A 15,658-nucleotide genomic window follows, 5' to 3' on the forward strand; every position below is an offset into this window, starting at 1 on the left:
AAACCACGCTGGCCGTCATCCGATATTGATTTGGGGGGTAAACCGGCAGGACGCCGGTTTAGCCGCGCTGGGCCATGGATGGCCCATCGCGGCGCCCCCCCAAATCAATGTCGGATGACGGGCACACCGAGCCTAGGCGAGGTGCCGAGTGGTGGGGCAAGAGCGCTTTGGTTAGTTTCGCGCTCTTCGAAAGTGACCCGCCGTAAGGGCGGAACCAATAGCCACCGTTACCGCAGAAATGGATATGTACTCAATCCGCCAAGGGACCACGCTTAGCCAACAACGTATACACACACGGCAACACAAACAAAGTAAACAGCGTCCCCACCGACATCCCCGTAGCAATCACCATCCCGATATCAAACCGACTGACCGCCCCAGCCCCAGTAGCCAAGATCAACGGCACCATGCCAAACACCATCGCCGCCGTGGTCATCAATACCGGGCGCAGGCGAATGGCCGCCGCTTCTTCCACCGCTTCACGGGGTGTCAGGCCCTTGTCCTTGCGCAACTGGTTGGCAAATTCGACGATCAGGATCCCATGCTTGCTGATCAGCCCGATCAACGTCACCAGCCCCACCTGGGTGTAGATGTTCATGCTCGACCAGCCGAGGAACAACGGGATCAACGCGCCGCAGATCGACAGTGGCACCGTCACCAGTATCACCAGCGGGTCACGGAAGCTCTCGAACTGCGCGGCCAGCACGAGGAAGATGATCGCCAGTGCCAGGCCAAAGGTGACCCACAGCGCACTGCCTTCCTGGATGAACTGGCGCGACGCGCCGCTGTAGTCAAAGGCGTAGCCGGCCGGGGTTTCTTCGATGGCAATCTGGCGCACGGTGTCGATGGCTTCGCCCATGCTGACAATCGGAAAGCCCGAGATCAGGGCCGAGTTGAGTTGCTGGAACTGATTGAGCTGTCGCGGCCGTGCGCGGTCGCTGACGCTGATCAAGGTCGACAGCGGCAACAGTTCGCCCTGGGTGTTTTTCACGTAGTAGTTGTTCAGCCACTCGGGGTTATCCCGATAGGCCCGTTCGACCTGGGCGATGACCTTGTAGCTGCGCCCGTCAATGGTGAACCGGTTGATTTCGGCCTCCGCCAGCAAGGTCGCCAGGGTGCTGCCCAGATCCTGCATCGACACCCCCATCTGCGCCGCTTTGGCGCGGTCGATGTCCACCACCACCTCGGGTTTATCGAACGCCAGGTCGATATCGACAAAGGCAAACTTGCCCGACTCCATGGCGCGTTTCTTCACGCGGTTGGCCACTTGCAGCAATGACTCATAGTCATTTGGTGTGTTGATCACAAAACCGAAGGGCAGGCCTTCGCCGGTGCCTGGCAGCGAGGGCAGGTTGAAGCCGAACACTTGCAAACCGGGGATCTGCTCCAGGCGTTTCTGCACTTCAGGCAGGATCTGCATCTGCGTGCGGTCGCGCTCGTTCCACGGTTTGAGCAGGAAACCGCCAATCCCCGATTGCACACCATTGAACCCATTGATCTGGAACGAGGAGTAGTACTCCGGGAAGTCCTTGAAGATCGTGATGAACTCGTCGGTGTAGGTGTTCAGGTAGTCCAGGTTGGTCGGCTGCGGCGCGCTGGCCATCATGAAGATGATGCCCTGGTCTTCGTCCGGGGCCAGTTGCGACTGGGTGAACTTGAGGAACACTGGGATCAGGCACAGCACGATCAAGGCAAACACAATTACCACCGGCCGGGTGTTCAAGGTGCCGTGCAACAGGCTCTGGTAGCGGCGCTTGAGGCCTTCGAAGATCCGGTCCAGGCGATGGGCCAGGCCCGTGGGGTTTTCATCGTGGCGCAACAGCAAGGCACACATCATCGGAGACAGGGTCAGGGCGACGATGCCGGAGATCACCACCGCGCCGGCCAGGGTCAGGGCGAATTCCTTGAACAACGCCCCGGTCAATCCCTCCAGGAAACCGATGGGCGCGTACACCGCCGCCAGGGTGATGGTCATCGACACCACCGGCACGGCAATCTCCCGCGCGCCTTCCAGCGCGGCATCAAGTGGCGTCTTGCCTTGTTCGATATGGCGGTGGATGTTCTCCACCACCACAATCGCGTCGTCCACCACCAGGCCGATGGCCAGCACCATCGCCAGGAGTGTCAGCAGGTTGATGGAGTAGCCCATCAACTGCATGAAAAACAGCACGCCAATCATCGACAGCGGGATGGTGACCACCGGGATCACCACCGAGCGCAATGCCCCGAGAAACAGGAACACTACGACTATCACGATCAGCACGGCTTCAAACAGGGTCTTGACCACCTCGTTGATGGACGCCTGGATAAACAGCGTGGCGTCGTAGGCAATTTCTGCCTTGAGATTGGGCGGTAGCTGGGATTCCAGCTCCGGCATGATCTTGCGTACTTCCTTGATCACATCCAGCGGGTTGGCGCTGGGAGTGGCCTTGATGCCGATGTACACCGAGGGCGTGCCACCAAAGGAGCTGATGGCGTTGTAGTTCTCTGCGCCCATTTCCACCCGGGCCACGTCACCCAGCAGCACCCGGCTGTCGCCATCGGTCTTCACGGTGATGGCGGCGAAGGCTTCGGCGGTCTTGAGGTCGGTATTGGCGTTGATGCTGGTGACGACATACTCGCCCTTCACTTCGCCGGCGGCGGAGAGATAGTTGTAGTTGCGCACGGCATTGGTGACGTCACCGGCGCTCAGGCCGAAACCGGCGAGCTTGACCGGGTCCAGCCACAGGCGCATGGCAAATACCTGATTGCCGAGGATCTCGGCTTCGGCCATGCCGGGCAGGGTCGCCAGTTTGGGCTGGATCACCCGCGACAGGTAGTCGGTGATCTGCGGGTTGCTCAGTTGCTGGCTGGAGAAACTGATGTACATCAGCGCCGAAGCATCCGCAGCCTCTTTGCTCAATACCGGATCTTCAGCGTCTTGCGGCAGCTTGTTCTTCACCTCGTTGGCCTTGGCCAGCAGTTCGGTGAACAGGCGGTCGCTGTTGGCGCCGATCCGCGCATAGATGGAAATCACCGAGAAGTTCTGGCGACTGACCGAGGTCATGTAGTCGATGCCTTCGGCGCTCGCCAGGCTTTGTTGCAAGGGTTGTGTGATGTAACCCTGGATCGTCTCGGCATTGGCCCCGGGGTACGCGGTGGTCACAGTGATCAGGGCGTTTTCCATGGACGGGTATTGGCGCAGTGGCAGTTTGCTGTAGGCCTGGAAACCCAGCAGCACGATCAGCAGGCTGACCACCATGGCCAGCACCGGGCGGCGGATAAACGTATCGGTAAACGCCATGGCTCAGTTCCTTGAACCGTCGTTGCGCGGGGGTTGGCCCGGGGCGGCCGGCAGGTTTTTATCCGCGGTGATGGCGATATGCGCACCGGTGTCGAGCTTGATCTGCCCGGCACTCACCACTTGCTCGCCACTGCTCAGGCCCTTGCTGACCAGCACCAGGCCGTCGCGCCGCTCGCCGGTCTCGATAAACCGTCGTTCGGCGATCAATATCGGTTGGCCATCGGCTCCTTTTTCGAGGCTGCCGTCCTCGGCCTTTTTCTGTGCGACCACGTAGGCTGAGTTGCCGTAGAGGGTGTAGGTAATTGCACTTTCCGGCACCACCACCTGCGCTTGTGGGTCGGGCAACAGCACTTGCAGGTTGCTGAACATACCCGGTAGTAGTTGATTGTCAGGGGTGGCCAGGGTGGCGCGTACCAGCACGTTACGGGTGCTGCTCTCAACTTTGGGGTTGATGGCGCTGAGGGTGCCGGGGAAGGTCAGTTTCGGGTAGGCCGAGACTTGCACCTGTACCGCCTGGCCGACGGCCAGTCTGGGCACCGCTTGTTCAGGCACATAGAAATCCACATAGAGGCTGCTCAGGTCCTGCAAGGTGGCGATCACCGTGCCGCTGGCCAGGTAGTCGCCCACGTCGACCTGGCGAATGCCGATGGTGCCGCTGAACGGTGCGACGATGTGTTTCTTGGCCAGGGATGCCTTGAGCTGGTTGACCGTGGCCTTGTTTTTTTGCAGTTGCGCCGAGAGTCGGTCGAACTCACCCTTGGAGATTGCCTGGCTGCCCACCAGTTGGCTGCCGCGCCCGTAATCGAGCTGGGCCAGGCCCAGGTCGGCCTGGGCGGTTTGCAGCAGGGCGTCTTCCACCGCGCTGTCCAGTTGCACCAGTGGTTGCCCGGCCTTGACCTTCTGCCCGGACTCGAACTGCACGGCCTTGACGGTGCCGGCGATCTCCAGGGCAAGGTTCACCCCTTGCAAGGCCTTGAGCGTGCCCACCGCCGGCAGGCGCTGTTGCCAGGGTTGTTCGACCGCCGTGGCCACCGCCACGCTGATCGGCGGTTTGGGGGCGGAAAAGACCTGGATCTGCTGGTAAATGGAGAAGGCCTTATAGCCCCCCAGCAGCAGGACAATCAACAGCACAACGGCCAACATGATCAGCATGCGACGACGCAGCATATTCCGGTTCCTTGGAAAAAACTGAGGCAGACGAAGACGAACGATTTGGCACATTACTCCGAGTTTCGGGGGGATTCCAACTGGTAAATTTCACAACCTGAGGGCAGGCTCAAGCGCAATGGTTTCGGGGCGTCCAGGGGTGAGAAAGGGTTGTCAGTCCTTTCTCTCAAGGGTGTGTTCCAGCCGGTTGTCGCGCTTGGCCAACGCCGTATACACCGACGGCAGGACAAACAAGGTGAACAACGTCCCGATCGACATGCCGGTGGCGATCACCATGCCGATATCAAACCGACTGACCGCGCCCGCACCGCTGGAAAACACCAGTGGGACCACCCCCAGCACGGTAGCGATGGTGGTCATCAACACCGGCCGCAAGCGGATAGCGGCGGCCTCCTCGATGGCGGCACGCGCCGACAGGCCTTGTTCCTTGCGCAATTGATTGGCGAACTCGACGATCAGGATGCCGTGCTTGCTGATCAGGCCAATCAACGTAACCAAGCCGATTTGCGTGTAAATGTTCAACGTGGACCAGCCCAGGAACAGCGCAATCAGCGCACCGCATATCGACAGCGGCACGGTCACCAGGATCACCAGCGGGTCACGCAGGCTTTCAAACTGGGCCGCCAGCACCAGGCCGATAATTGCCAGTGCCAGGCCGAACGTACCCCACAGCGCATTCCCCTCTTGTACAAACTGGCGCGTGGCGTTGCTGTAGTCGAAGGTGTAGCCCGTCGGGGCCTCCTCCAGGGCGATGGCTTGCACGGTCTCAAGGGCGTTGCTCATGCCCACAATCGGATACGCCGAGACCAGCACTGAATTGAGCTGCTGGAACTGATTCAACTGCCGGGGGCGGACCTCTTGGCTGGAGACGGTGATCAGTGTCGACAAGGGCAATAATTGGCCTTTGGCCGTTTTTACGTTGTAGTGACTCAGCCAGTCCGGATTGTCCCGGTAGGTACGCTCGACCTGGGCAATGACCTTGTAGAGATTGCCATCAATCCGAAACCGGTTGATTTCCGTTTCGGCCAGCAGCGTCGCCAGGGTCAGGCTCAGGTCTTCCATGGATACGCCCATCTGCGCGGCCTTGGCCCGGTCAATGTCGATCACCACTTCAGGCCGGTCGAATGCCAGGTCGATATCCACATAGGCAAATTTCCCCGAGTCGATCGCCCGTTGCTTGACGCGCTCGGCCACCTCCAACATCGATTGATGATCCTGCTGGGAACTGATGACAAAGCCAAAGGGCAGGCCCTCGCCCGTACCCGGCAAGGACGGCAGGTTGAAGGCAAAGACTTGCAGGCCGGGGATGTTATCGAGCTTTTCGCGTAGCGGCACCAGGACCTCCATCTGTGAGCGCTCGCGCTGGTCCCAGGGCTTGAGCAGGAAGCCGCCGACGCCCGAATGCACGCCATCCAGGCCATTGATCTGGAACGAGGCCTGGTACTCGGGCACGGTCTGGAACTGCTCGATAAAGTCCTGGGTGTAGGTGTTGAGGTAGGCCAGGTTGGTCGGCTGCGGTGCGCTGGAGAGGATGAAGATCAGGCCCTGGTCCTCATCGGGGGCCAACTCCGACAGGGTGAACGTGAGCATGGCCGGAATCAGGCCGAGGACAAGCAGGGCGAATACGATGACCACCGACTGTGCCTCCATGATCTGATGCAGCCGCCGCTGATAACGCTGTTTCAGGTTGTCGAAGAGTCGCTCCAGGTGCAGGTGCAGGCCCTGCGGCTGTTCTTCAGGGCGCAGCAGCAGGGCGCACATCATTGGTGACAGCGTCAGCGCGACGATGCCGGAAATCACCACGGCGCCGGCCAGGGTCAGGGCAAACTCCTTGAACAGCGCACCGGTCAACCCCTGGAGGAAGCCGATGGGGGCATACACCGCGGCCAGGGTGATCGTCATGGAAATCACCGGCATGCACACCTCCCTGGCGCCCTTGATTGCCGCTTCGAGGGGCGATCGGCCTTTTTCGATATGCCGATGGATGTTCTCCATCATCACAATGGCATCATCGACCACCAGGCCGATGGCCAACACCATGGCCAGCAGCGTCAGGACGTTGATCGAGTAACCCATCAGTTGCATGAAGAACAGTGTGCCGACCAGTGACAGGGGAATGGTGATGACGGGAATCACCACCGAGCGCAACGAGCCAAGAAACAAAAACACCACCAGCACCACAATCAGGATGGCTTCCATCAGGCTCGACAGCACATGGTCGATAGAGGCGTTGATATACAGCGTCGAGTCGTAGGCGATATCCGCTTGCAGGTGCGGCGGTAACTGCGCCTGCAAGTCCGGCAACAGGTCGCGTACGCGCTTGCCCAGCTCCAGCGGGTTGGCATCGGGGGTTGGCTTGATGCTGATATAAGTTGCGGGCAGACCGTTGAATGAACTGAAACTGTCGTAGTTCTGCGCGCCCAATTCCACCCGCGCCACATCACCGAGGCGTACCTGGCTGTCGCCATTGGTTTTCAAGGTGATGGCCTTGAAGCCTTCAACCGTTTGCAGTTCGGTATTGGCCGTGACACTGGTCACGACAAACTCACCGGTGGCGTCGCCGGCGATAGACTGGACGTTGTAGCGCTTGACGGCCTGCGTTACATCGCTGGCGCTCAAGCCAAATCCCGCGAGTTTCAGCGGGTCCAGCCACAGGCGCATGGCAAAGCTCTGGTTGCCGATGATCTGGGCTTCGGCCATGCCCGGCAGCGTCACCAGCCGAGGCTGCACCACCCGCAGCAAGAAGTCGGTGATCTGCGCATTGTTCATGGTGTCGCTGGAAAAACTCAGGTACATGAGCGCGGTGTTGTCTGCCGCGACTTTGTTCAGGACCGGATCTTCAATCTCCCTGGGTAGCTGGTTCCTCACTTCATTGGTCTTGGCCAGCAGTTCGGTGAACAAACGGTCGCTGTCGGCACCGACCCGGCCATAGATTGAAATAACGGACACATTCTGGCGGCTGGAGGAGCGCATGTAGTCGATGCCTTGCGCACTGGCCAGGCTTTTCTGCAGCGGTTGTGTGATGTAGCTCTGTACGGTCTCGGCACTGGAGCCCGGAGCAAGCGTGGTTACGGTAATCAGCGCATTTTCCATCTGGGGGAACTGGCGCAGGGGTAATTGCCCGTAGGCCTGCCATCCCAGCAACACGATCAGCAGGCTGACAACCAGGGCCAGCACGGGGCGGCGGATAAACAGGTCGGTGAACGTCATTCAGCGTTCTCCCGCTGAGTGGTCAGGGGCCGTTCAGCAGGCTGGTTCTTGTCGATACCGATGCGTATCGGGGTACCGTTTTGCAGCTTGATCTGGCCGGCGGTGACGATCTGTTCGCCCTTGTTCAAGCCCTTGGCAATCACGATCTCGCCGGCGCGCCGTTCGCCGGTTTCGACCAGGCGTTGTTCGGCGATCAGGACCGGCTTGCCCTCGCCATCGAGTTCGTCGCGTCCCTCGCTGTTTTTGCGTGGTGTCACGACGTATACATACTGGCCGTAGGGGCTGTAGGCGATTGCGCTCTCCTGAATCACCACGTGCACGGCCGGGTTGGCCAACAGCACCTGCAAGTGGGCGAACATCCCCGGCAGCAGGTCGTTGGACGGGTTGCTCAAGGTGGCGCGCACCAACACATTTCGGGTGTTGTCGTCGACAATGGGGTTGATGGCGCTGACGCTGGCGAGACTGACCAGCCCTGGCCGCGCCGAAACTTCAATCTGCACCGCCTGGCCGACTTCGATCAGTTGCACGGCTTGTTCAGGCACATGGAAATCCACGTAAAGGCTCTGGGTGTCCTGCAGGCTGGCGATTACCGTGGCGCTTTGCAGGTTGTCGCCGATATCGACTTGGCGAATGCCGATCGTGCCGTCGAACGGAGCAACGATGCTTTTTTTGGTCAGGGTCGAGCGGCGCTGGGCAACCAGGGCGTTGTTGCGGTTGAGTTCGGCAGACAGCCGATCGAACTCGCCTTGGGAGATGGCCTTGATCCCCACCAGTTTCTGCCCGCGCTGGAAATTCTGCCGCGCCAGGCTGCGGTCAGCCAGGGCCACGTCCAACTCGGCCTGTTCGGTCTGGTGTTCGAGTTGCAGCAGGGTTTGCCCGGCCTTGACGGCTTGCCCCGAGTCGAAATGCAACTGGGTGACGATGCCGGGCACCTCGATACTCAGGTTGATGCCTTGCAGCGCCTTGAGTGTTCCCGCCGCTGGCAATTGGCGCTGCCAGGTTTTTTCGACGGCATTGGCGACCGCCACACTGACGGGCGGCTTGGGCGCATGCAGCAGCTGCAACTGTTGGTAAACCCAGAATGCCTTATAGCTGGCGAGCATCAGCACGGCCAACAGGACAATGCTGAGCATGGTAATCATCCGGCGGCCCGGCATAGGTTCTTCCTTGTGAGGGTGACGTGGTGCGGGGGGCGCACGCTGAGCCACGCAGTCTTCACGAGAAAGGCGGGTGCTATAAGGCGGAAATTCGCGAGTACCTGTAAGAAGGCTGGTCCCTCGTTGAGGGCGCTTTCGCAGGCTGCGTAGGATTTGTTCTGGGGATGGGCTCCCAGGTGTCAGCCCGGGAGCGATGCAGTGGTTTCAGACCAGATGCAGATGGTTATCCCAAAACCCGGCGGGCAATTCCAGGGGCTTGGCCACCAGTTGTGGCTGCCGGCAATCGTAGAAGCGACAACGGCCCTGGCCCGAGGTCACGACAAACCCGTCTGCCACCGCACCCACGCCGGCGCAGTCGGGCAACGGCCCGTCCAGACGCAGTTCGCCGCTGTCCATGTCCCAGATAAAAAAGCGATTGCCCCGTGGTGCGGTCAGTGCCACCAGGCGCAACTCACTGTGCACAGCCACGCTGGCGGTGTAGTGCCCCATGGCCTGCAACTGCTCATCCGCCACCGGGAACGCCACGAACGGTTGCCCCGGACGCTTGATTGCCAACAATTCGGATCGCTCCTGCGAAGGCCCCATGAACTGCTGCCCGGTGAGGATCGTGCCGTCGCTGGCGATCCCCATATGGCGCACGCTGTTCATCTGCTGGCCGAGGGTTTCCTTGCTCAACAGCGTACCGTCACGCTGCATCAGCACCAGGCTGGGCTCCATGGCGTTGAGGTTCATCTCGACCCGGCTTTCGGCCTCGGTGCGGATGCCGCCATTGGCCACGATCAGGGTTTCTCCATCGGGCATCCACGACACCTGGTGCGGGCCGATGCCGTGGGTGGAGATCTCGCCACGGTGTACCAGGCGCTCACCTTCGAACTTGTATACCCCCAACAGGCCGCGACCGGGGTCGGTGGTGTCGTTTTCCGTGGCGTACAGCCAGTCGCCGCTCTTGTGGATCACCGCATGCCCATAGAAGTGCCGGTTGGCCTGGGACGTCACGGTTTGCAGCAGCGTGCCGTCGCGCAGGTCTACCAGGTAGCTCTCGGTGCCCGGGCGGCGGGCCACGAACAGGGCGATGGGCAGGGTCGGGTGGTTGATGATGTCGTGGCAGCGCTGGCCGACCTGGGTCGCGAACACCTGGCTGCCGTCCAGGCGATAACCGACGGCGTAGTGCTTGCCGTCGGCATCATCCCGGGCCGACAGCAGCAGCGGGCTGTCGCCCTTGCGCTTGAACAGCGTCCAGCCGCCCAGGGTGATTGCACTGAGCAGCACGCTGCCGATGGCCAAAGCCTGTCGCCTGAGCATCATCAGTCACCGTCGTTGGCGTTGAAGCCCAGTTGGATGCCCAGCGCCTTGGCCAGTTCGCCCTCATGCAGGCGGTGGACGACGTTGAGGCTGTCGTAGATGTCGTTGAGTTGCTGGCGCCCGGCGTCATCGGCCAGCAGTTCATTGAGCGAACGCTGGTTGCTGTCGAACAGTTTGAGTGAGGCGGCGTAGGCAGCGTCGATCTTCTCGGCCAAAGGCTTCTGGTCGGCGGGCAGCAGGCCGCGCAGGCCCTTGTTGTCGACCCCGACCCACACGGTCTGGGCCGCCGCGAGGCTGGCTTGCAAGCCTTGCAGGGACGACTGGCTACGCCACGCATCGGCCTGGAACGGCTGCGGGATACCCTTGGACAGGCGACCCATCGGCGTGCCGAGTTTTTTCTTCAGGGTGTCCAGGGCCGTGACCTGCACGCGCAGCAGCTCGGCGATGGCTTCGTGGGAATCGGCGTAGCGCTGGTTCGGGAACTTGGTCATCTGCGCGAGCATGCCGTCGGTGCTGTTCCAACTGGCGAGGATTTCCTCGGCGAGTTGTTTCTGGCGCTCACCGATGGCGATCAGCAGTGGGCAGTAGCGGGCTTTCTGGGCATCGTTGGCGATGTCGGTCTTGGCGTCATACAGAATGTATTCGTAGGCCGACAGGCCTTGCACCACGACGCTGGACTTGGCCAGGGCGGCGGCATCGATCTGCGGCTGGGCAGTGGCCAGTTGCTCGACCTGACGGCCGACGAGGTTTTTCTTGTCCGGCCAGAACTGCACCTGCCAGGCGCGGTTGCCCTCGGCCAGCGGGCCGATCAACAGCGGTTGCAACTCGGCCCAGGCTTTTTGCGCGTGAAGGAAGTCGGCGCGCGCGGTTTCCAGGGATTCCTTGCCTTGGCAGTAAGCCAGGGCACTGACGGCCAGTTGCCGGTCAGCTTCGACCCAGCGGCTGTAGGTCGGCAGGATCACTTGCTTGGCGATGGCGGCCGAGGTAACCGCTTGCGGATCCTGTGGCGAGCAGGCGCCCAGGGCGAGGGCGGCAAGGCTGGTGAACAACAACTTGGGACGGAACATGTCGAGCTCCCTTCATTAATTGGGGCAAAGCTTATAGAGAATTCAGGAACGCGAGCAACGCGGCGCGCTGCTCGGCGCTAAATGACAACACATGCTGTTGCGCCGCCTGGGCTTCACCACCGTGCCACAGCACGGCTTCAAGCAGGTTGCGGGCGCGGCCGTCATGCAGCAACTGGGTGTGGCCACTGACATTTTGCGTCAGGCCAATGCCCCACAACGGCGGCGTGCGCCAGTCGCGGCCACCGGCCTTGAATTCGGTACGGTTATCGGCCAGGCCTTCGCCCATGTCGTGCAACAACAGGTCGCTGTAGGGGCGGATTACCTGGTTGGCCAGCTCAGGTTCAGCGGCGTTGCCTGCGGTGGTGAATTTCGGCGTATGGCACGACTGGCAACCCGCCTGGAAGAACAGGTTCTTACCGGCTAGCACTTGCTGCTCATTGACATCACGGCGCGCCGGTACGGCCAGGTTGCGGGTGTAGAACAGCACCAGGCGCAGGATGTTATCGCTGACTTCCTGCTCGCCATTTTCGCCGTTGCCGTTGGGCGCCTGCTTACAGGCAACCTGGGCGTCGGTGCAGTCATCGAAGGGTCTCAGGCTGGTCGTCAGGCCCATATCACCCGAGAACGCGTGAACATTTTGTTGATTGAGGTTCGGTTGCCCGGCTTTCCAACCAAAGCGCCCGAGCACGGTTTTTTGCTGGGCATCATCCCAGACCCAGTTCGGGCGGCCGAGCACGCCATTTTTATCCGGGCGTTTGCTGGCGTTTTGCAGGATGTCCGCATCGCTGATGGCTTCAAGCAGGCCCAGGCCGATCATCGGCGGGGCCACGCGCGCGGAAAACCGCGTATCCGGATGCATCGGGCCATAGCCGAGCTGAGTGATTTGCAGGGTTGGCTTGCGCAACTCGACCACCGTGCCGTCCTTGAACGTGACGTTGACCGGCGTGTAGTCGACCCGCACCTTGCCTTCCGGGACCACACCTGGCACGGCCATGTCCTGCAGTTGGCCACCATAGACTGGCTCCGGGACGACACCCAGTTGCTCGATGACCTTGGCGTAGGGCGGTGAATCCGGAATCGACAGGCGCACCAGCATCGACACCGCATTGCTGGCCTCAGGCAAGGGCGGATGGCCGCGCCCGTCCTTGATGTGGCAGTTCTGGCAGGCGTTGGTGTTGAACAGTGGTCCCAGCCCATCACGGGCCGTGGTGGTGGCCGGGGCGATCACCCACGGGTTGCGGAAAAAGCTGTTGCCGACGCTGAAATCCAGGCGGCGCGTCGGCGCCAAGTTGGCCGACGGCAGCGAGAAGGCATTCTGGTCGGTCTTCCTTACCGTCGTGCTGCCTCCCGAACGCGCCTCACCCGGCTCGGCCTGGGTAAATGTCGGCGGCGGGGCGTCATCGCAGGCACTCAGGCTCACGGCCATCAAGAGTGCAGACAGGCGAAGAAGCAAACGGGGCATCGGTAATCCTGAAAAGACGGGCGACGGTGGATGAAATTCAGGGGGCAAAGTCTAACAGGGCAGGGCGGATTGAATAAGAGCAATTATCGTTTGCTCCAATCTGATGCATTCCCGCTAGAATGGCCGCACATTTTTCCTGGAGGTGGCCAATGCAGGCTCTCGACGCTTTGCTCAACCGTGTTTCCGTGCCGCGCCTGCTGGAGCCGGCCCCCACTGCCGAACAGCGCGAAGTGCTGTTCGCGGCAGCCATGCGTGCGCCGGACCACGGCCAGTTGCGGCCTTGGCGCTTCCTCACCGTGGAAGGCCCGGCCCGCGAGCAAATGGGCACCCTGCTGGCCGAAGCGGCCCGCCTGCAAGACCCCGCGGCACCGCAAGCGGTGATCGACAAGGCACAGAACGGTCCATTGCGTGCGCCGTTGGTGGTGGTGGTGATTGCCCGTCTGCAGGAACACTTCAAGGTGCCCAAGTCCGAGCAGCTGCTGGCGGCCGCCTGTGCGGCCCACGGCATCCTGCTGGCGGCGTACGCCCAGGGGATTGGTGCGGTGTGGCGGACCGGGGAGTTGTCGTATTCGGCGCATGTGGCCAAGGGGTTGGGGCTGGGCGCGGGTGAGGAGGTGATTGGCTTCCTCTACCTGGGCACCGCGCAGAACCCGCCGCGTACGGCGGCAAAGGAAGACATCACGGCGTTTGTCAGTGCCTGGACCGGTCTCTGATACCAACCACATCCAAATGTTGAAGCTGCTTGTGTGGGAGCTGGCTTGCCTGCGATACAGACGCCTCGGTGCATCAGTTACACAGAGGTGATGCTATCGCAGGCAAGCCAGCTCCCACACAAGCCAGCTCCCACATGGGTATCCGGTGTTTTCAGACCCGGAACTGATCCATCAGCTTCATCTGCTGGTTGGCCAATGCGTTCAATTGGCTGCTGATCGCCGCCGACTCCGTCGCCTGGCCGGTCAGGGTCTCGGTCACGGTACGAATGGCCGAAACATTGCGGTTGACCTCTTCGGCCACGGCGCTCTGTTCTTCGGCGGCGCTGGCGATTTGCAGGTTCATGTCGCTGATCACCGTCACTGCATCGCTGATCTTGCCCAGGGCCTGAACCGCCTGCTGGATCTGCCCGGCATTGTTCTGCGCCTGGCTCTGGCTCGAATGCATGGTGGTCACCACCCCACGGGTCGCGCTCTGGATGCGTTCGATCACCAGGCGGATTTCCTCCACCGAATCCTGGGTACGTCGGGCCAGGTTGCGCACTTCGTCCGCCACCACCGCGAAACCACGCCCGCTTTCCCCGGCGCGCGCGGCTTCAATCGCGGCATTGAGGGCCAGCAGGTTGGTCTGCTCGGCAATGCTGCGGATCACTTCCAGCACCGAGCCGATCTGCTCGCTGTTGACCGCCAGGGCTTCGACTTCGGTCACTGCCTTGCTGACTTCTTCGGCGAGGGTGGTGATGTCACGGGTGCTGCGCTCGATGATCGCCAGGCCCTCGCGGGCTGACTGATCGGCGCCGCGAGCTGCACTGGCAGCGTTTGAGGCGCTGTTGGCCACATCATGGGCGGTGGCGCTCATCTCGTTGGAGGCGGTCGCCACCTGGTCGATCTCGCGAAACTGCACCTGCATGCCTTCGCTGGTCTGGCGCGCGATTTCCGAGGACTGATCAGCGGTGCCACGGGCTTCGGTGATGCTCTGCTTGATCTGGGCGATGGTCGGTTGCAACTTGTCGAGGAAACGATTGAACCAGCCGACCAGTTCCCCCAGTTCGTCTTTTTTCGTGTAGGCCAGGCGTTGGGTCAGGTCCCCGTCGCCGCTGGCAATGTCCTTGAGCATCGCCGCCACGCTGTTGATCGGGCGGGTCACGCCCGTGGCCGTCAGCCACATCAGCAACAGGCCCAGCAGGCCGGCCGCAGCGCCCACCAGCAATGCCTGCAGTGTGCCACGGGCCTGGGCGTCGTCGAGCACGCCTTGCAGCTTGACCGAATCGGCCAGCAGCACGTCCTTGGGCAGTTTGATCACCACGCCCCAGGGCTTGGCCTCGGCAATCGGCTTGACCGGGTACACCGCACGGATTGTATCGTCCTGCTCGCGGACCTTGCGGGTGTCACTGGCCAGCAGTTGCACGATCTCTTTGCCTTCGCCACCCAGCACATCAACGATGCTCTTGCCGACCTTGTCCGGCTCGCCGCTGTAGCTGGCAATCAGGCCACTGCCGGAGAGGATTTCCATGATTCCGGTGCCGTCGAACAGCTCTTTTTGCGCGGTATTGGCGGCCGCTTGCAGGGCATCCAGGGCAATGTCGACGCCGATCACACCAATCACCTTGCCATCTGCCAGCAGCGGCAGCGAGATCGTGGTCATCAGCATCGACTTGCCGGCGACTTCGTCGGCATACGGGTCCAGCAGGCAAACGCTGCGGGTATCCCGTGGGCAGGTGTACCAGATGTTGTAGGGCGTACCACTAAGATTGAGGGTGGTCTTGGTCAGGTCCGCTTCCACCATCACCGTGTTCAGGCCTTCACCGCCGGCGCGGCTCCAATAGCTGGAAAAGCGCCCGACTTCGTTGGAGGCGCGCAGTTTGTCGTCGACAAATTCGCTGTCCCTGCCATCCAGGCCGTTGGGTTCAAACGACAACCAGATCCCCAGCACCTTGGTATTGCGCTCGAAGGCGGTCTTGATCCGCTGGTTGAGTTCCTCGCGCACGGCCCCCGCTTCCAGCGAGCGCTTGGCGGCCATGTTGCGCAAGTCCTTGACCTGATCGGCGAGGGCGGTGACCACCAACAGGCTCTCGCCGAAGGCTTTCTGCAGTTGCACGGCCTGCTCGGCGGCCTTGGCCTGGAGCAGGTTCTCCACGCTGGTGGTGAGCATGCGTGAACTTTGGGCGCTGACCAGTTGGTCGTTCTGGTTGGCCTGGTAGATATTCAGGCTGACGATCAGCGCAATCACTCCCAACAGGCAGAGGCCAGACAGCAGCACGATTTTCAAGCGGATGGAGAGGGTGTCGAACATGGGCTTA

The 15,658-nt window shown here is 61.5% G+C and carries 9 protein-coding genes; 1 reads left to right on the forward strand and 8 read right to left on the reverse strand.

Annotation, left to right across the window (positions count from 1 at the left end; genetic code table 11):
* Nucleotides 1-250: 250 nt before the first annotated feature.
* From BFQ03_RS21450 to BFQ03_RS21480, 7 genes are all read right to left on the reverse strand, one after another.
* Nucleotides 251-3,283 carry a multidrug efflux RND transporter permease subunit gene (locus tag BFQ03_RS21450; RefSeq protein ID WP_065943985.1) on the reverse strand — a complete coding sequence of 1,011 codons (3,033 nt, stop codon included), beginning with the start codon at nt 3,281-3,283 and terminating at the stop codon, nt 251-253.
* Between the two features lie 3 nt (nt 3,284-3,286).
* On the reverse strand, nt 3,287-4,450 hold the full coding sequence (locus BFQ03_RS21455; RefSeq protein ID WP_065943986.1) for an efflux RND transporter periplasmic adaptor subunit: 1,164 nt from the start codon (nt 4,448-4,450) through the stop codon (nt 3,287-3,289).
* Nucleotides 4,451-4,603: 153 nt separating this feature from the next.
* On the reverse strand, nt 4,604-7,660 hold the full coding sequence (locus BFQ03_RS21460) for a multidrug efflux RND transporter permease subunit (protein WP_065943987.1): 3,057 nt from the start codon (nt 7,658-7,660) through the stop codon (nt 4,604-4,606).
* On the reverse strand, nt 7,657-8,817 hold the full coding sequence (locus BFQ03_RS21465; RefSeq protein ID WP_065943988.1) for an efflux RND transporter periplasmic adaptor subunit: 1,161 nt from the start codon (nt 8,815-8,817) through the stop codon (nt 7,657-7,659). The genes BFQ03_RS21460 and BFQ03_RS21465 overlap by 4 nt, the downstream gene beginning before the upstream one ends.
* Nucleotides 8,818-9,021: 204 nt before the next feature.
* On the reverse strand, nt 9,022-10,119 hold the full coding sequence (locus BFQ03_RS21470) for a DUF1513 domain-containing protein (RefSeq protein ID WP_065943989.1): 1,098 nt from the start codon (nt 10,117-10,119) through the stop codon (nt 9,022-9,024).
* A 2-nt stretch (nt 10,120-10,121) separates the two neighbouring features.
* Nucleotides 10,122-11,186 carry an imelysin family protein gene (locus BFQ03_RS21475; protein ID WP_032862436.1) on the reverse strand — a complete coding sequence of 355 codons (1,065 nt, stop codon included), beginning with the start codon at nt 11,184-11,186 and terminating at the stop codon, nt 10,122-10,124.
* A gap of 31 nt (nt 11,187-11,217) precedes the next feature.
* Nucleotides 11,218-12,648: a di-heme oxidoreductase family protein gene (locus BFQ03_RS21480; protein ID WP_065943990.1), complete on the reverse strand. Its 1,431-nt coding sequence runs from the start codon at nt 12,646-12,648 to the stop codon at nt 11,218-11,220.
* 149 nt (nt 12,649-12,797) lie between these two features.
* Here BFQ03_RS21480 and BFQ03_RS21485 point away from each other — a divergent pair, with 149 nt between their 5' ends.
* The gene (locus tag BFQ03_RS21485) at nt 12,798-13,361 is read left to right on the forward strand and encodes a nitroreductase family protein (protein WP_032862438.1); all 564 of its coding nucleotides are present in this window, start codon (nt 12,798-12,800) and stop codon (nt 13,359-13,361) included.
* Nucleotides 13,362-13,512: 151 nt separating this feature from the next.
* Here BFQ03_RS21485 and BFQ03_RS21490 read toward each other — a convergent pair whose 3' ends face one another.
* Nucleotides 13,513-15,651: a methyl-accepting chemotaxis protein gene (locus BFQ03_RS21490; RefSeq protein WP_065943991.1), complete on the reverse strand. Its 2,139-nt coding sequence runs from the start codon at nt 15,649-15,651 to the stop codon at nt 13,513-13,515.
* Nucleotides 15,652-15,658: the final 7 nt, after the last annotated feature.

Source organism: Pseudomonas sp. 25 R 14 (assembly GCF_900004755.1).
Lineage (GTDB): Bacteria > Pseudomonadota > Gammaproteobacteria > Pseudomonadales > Pseudomonadaceae > Aquipseudomonas > Aquipseudomonas brenneri.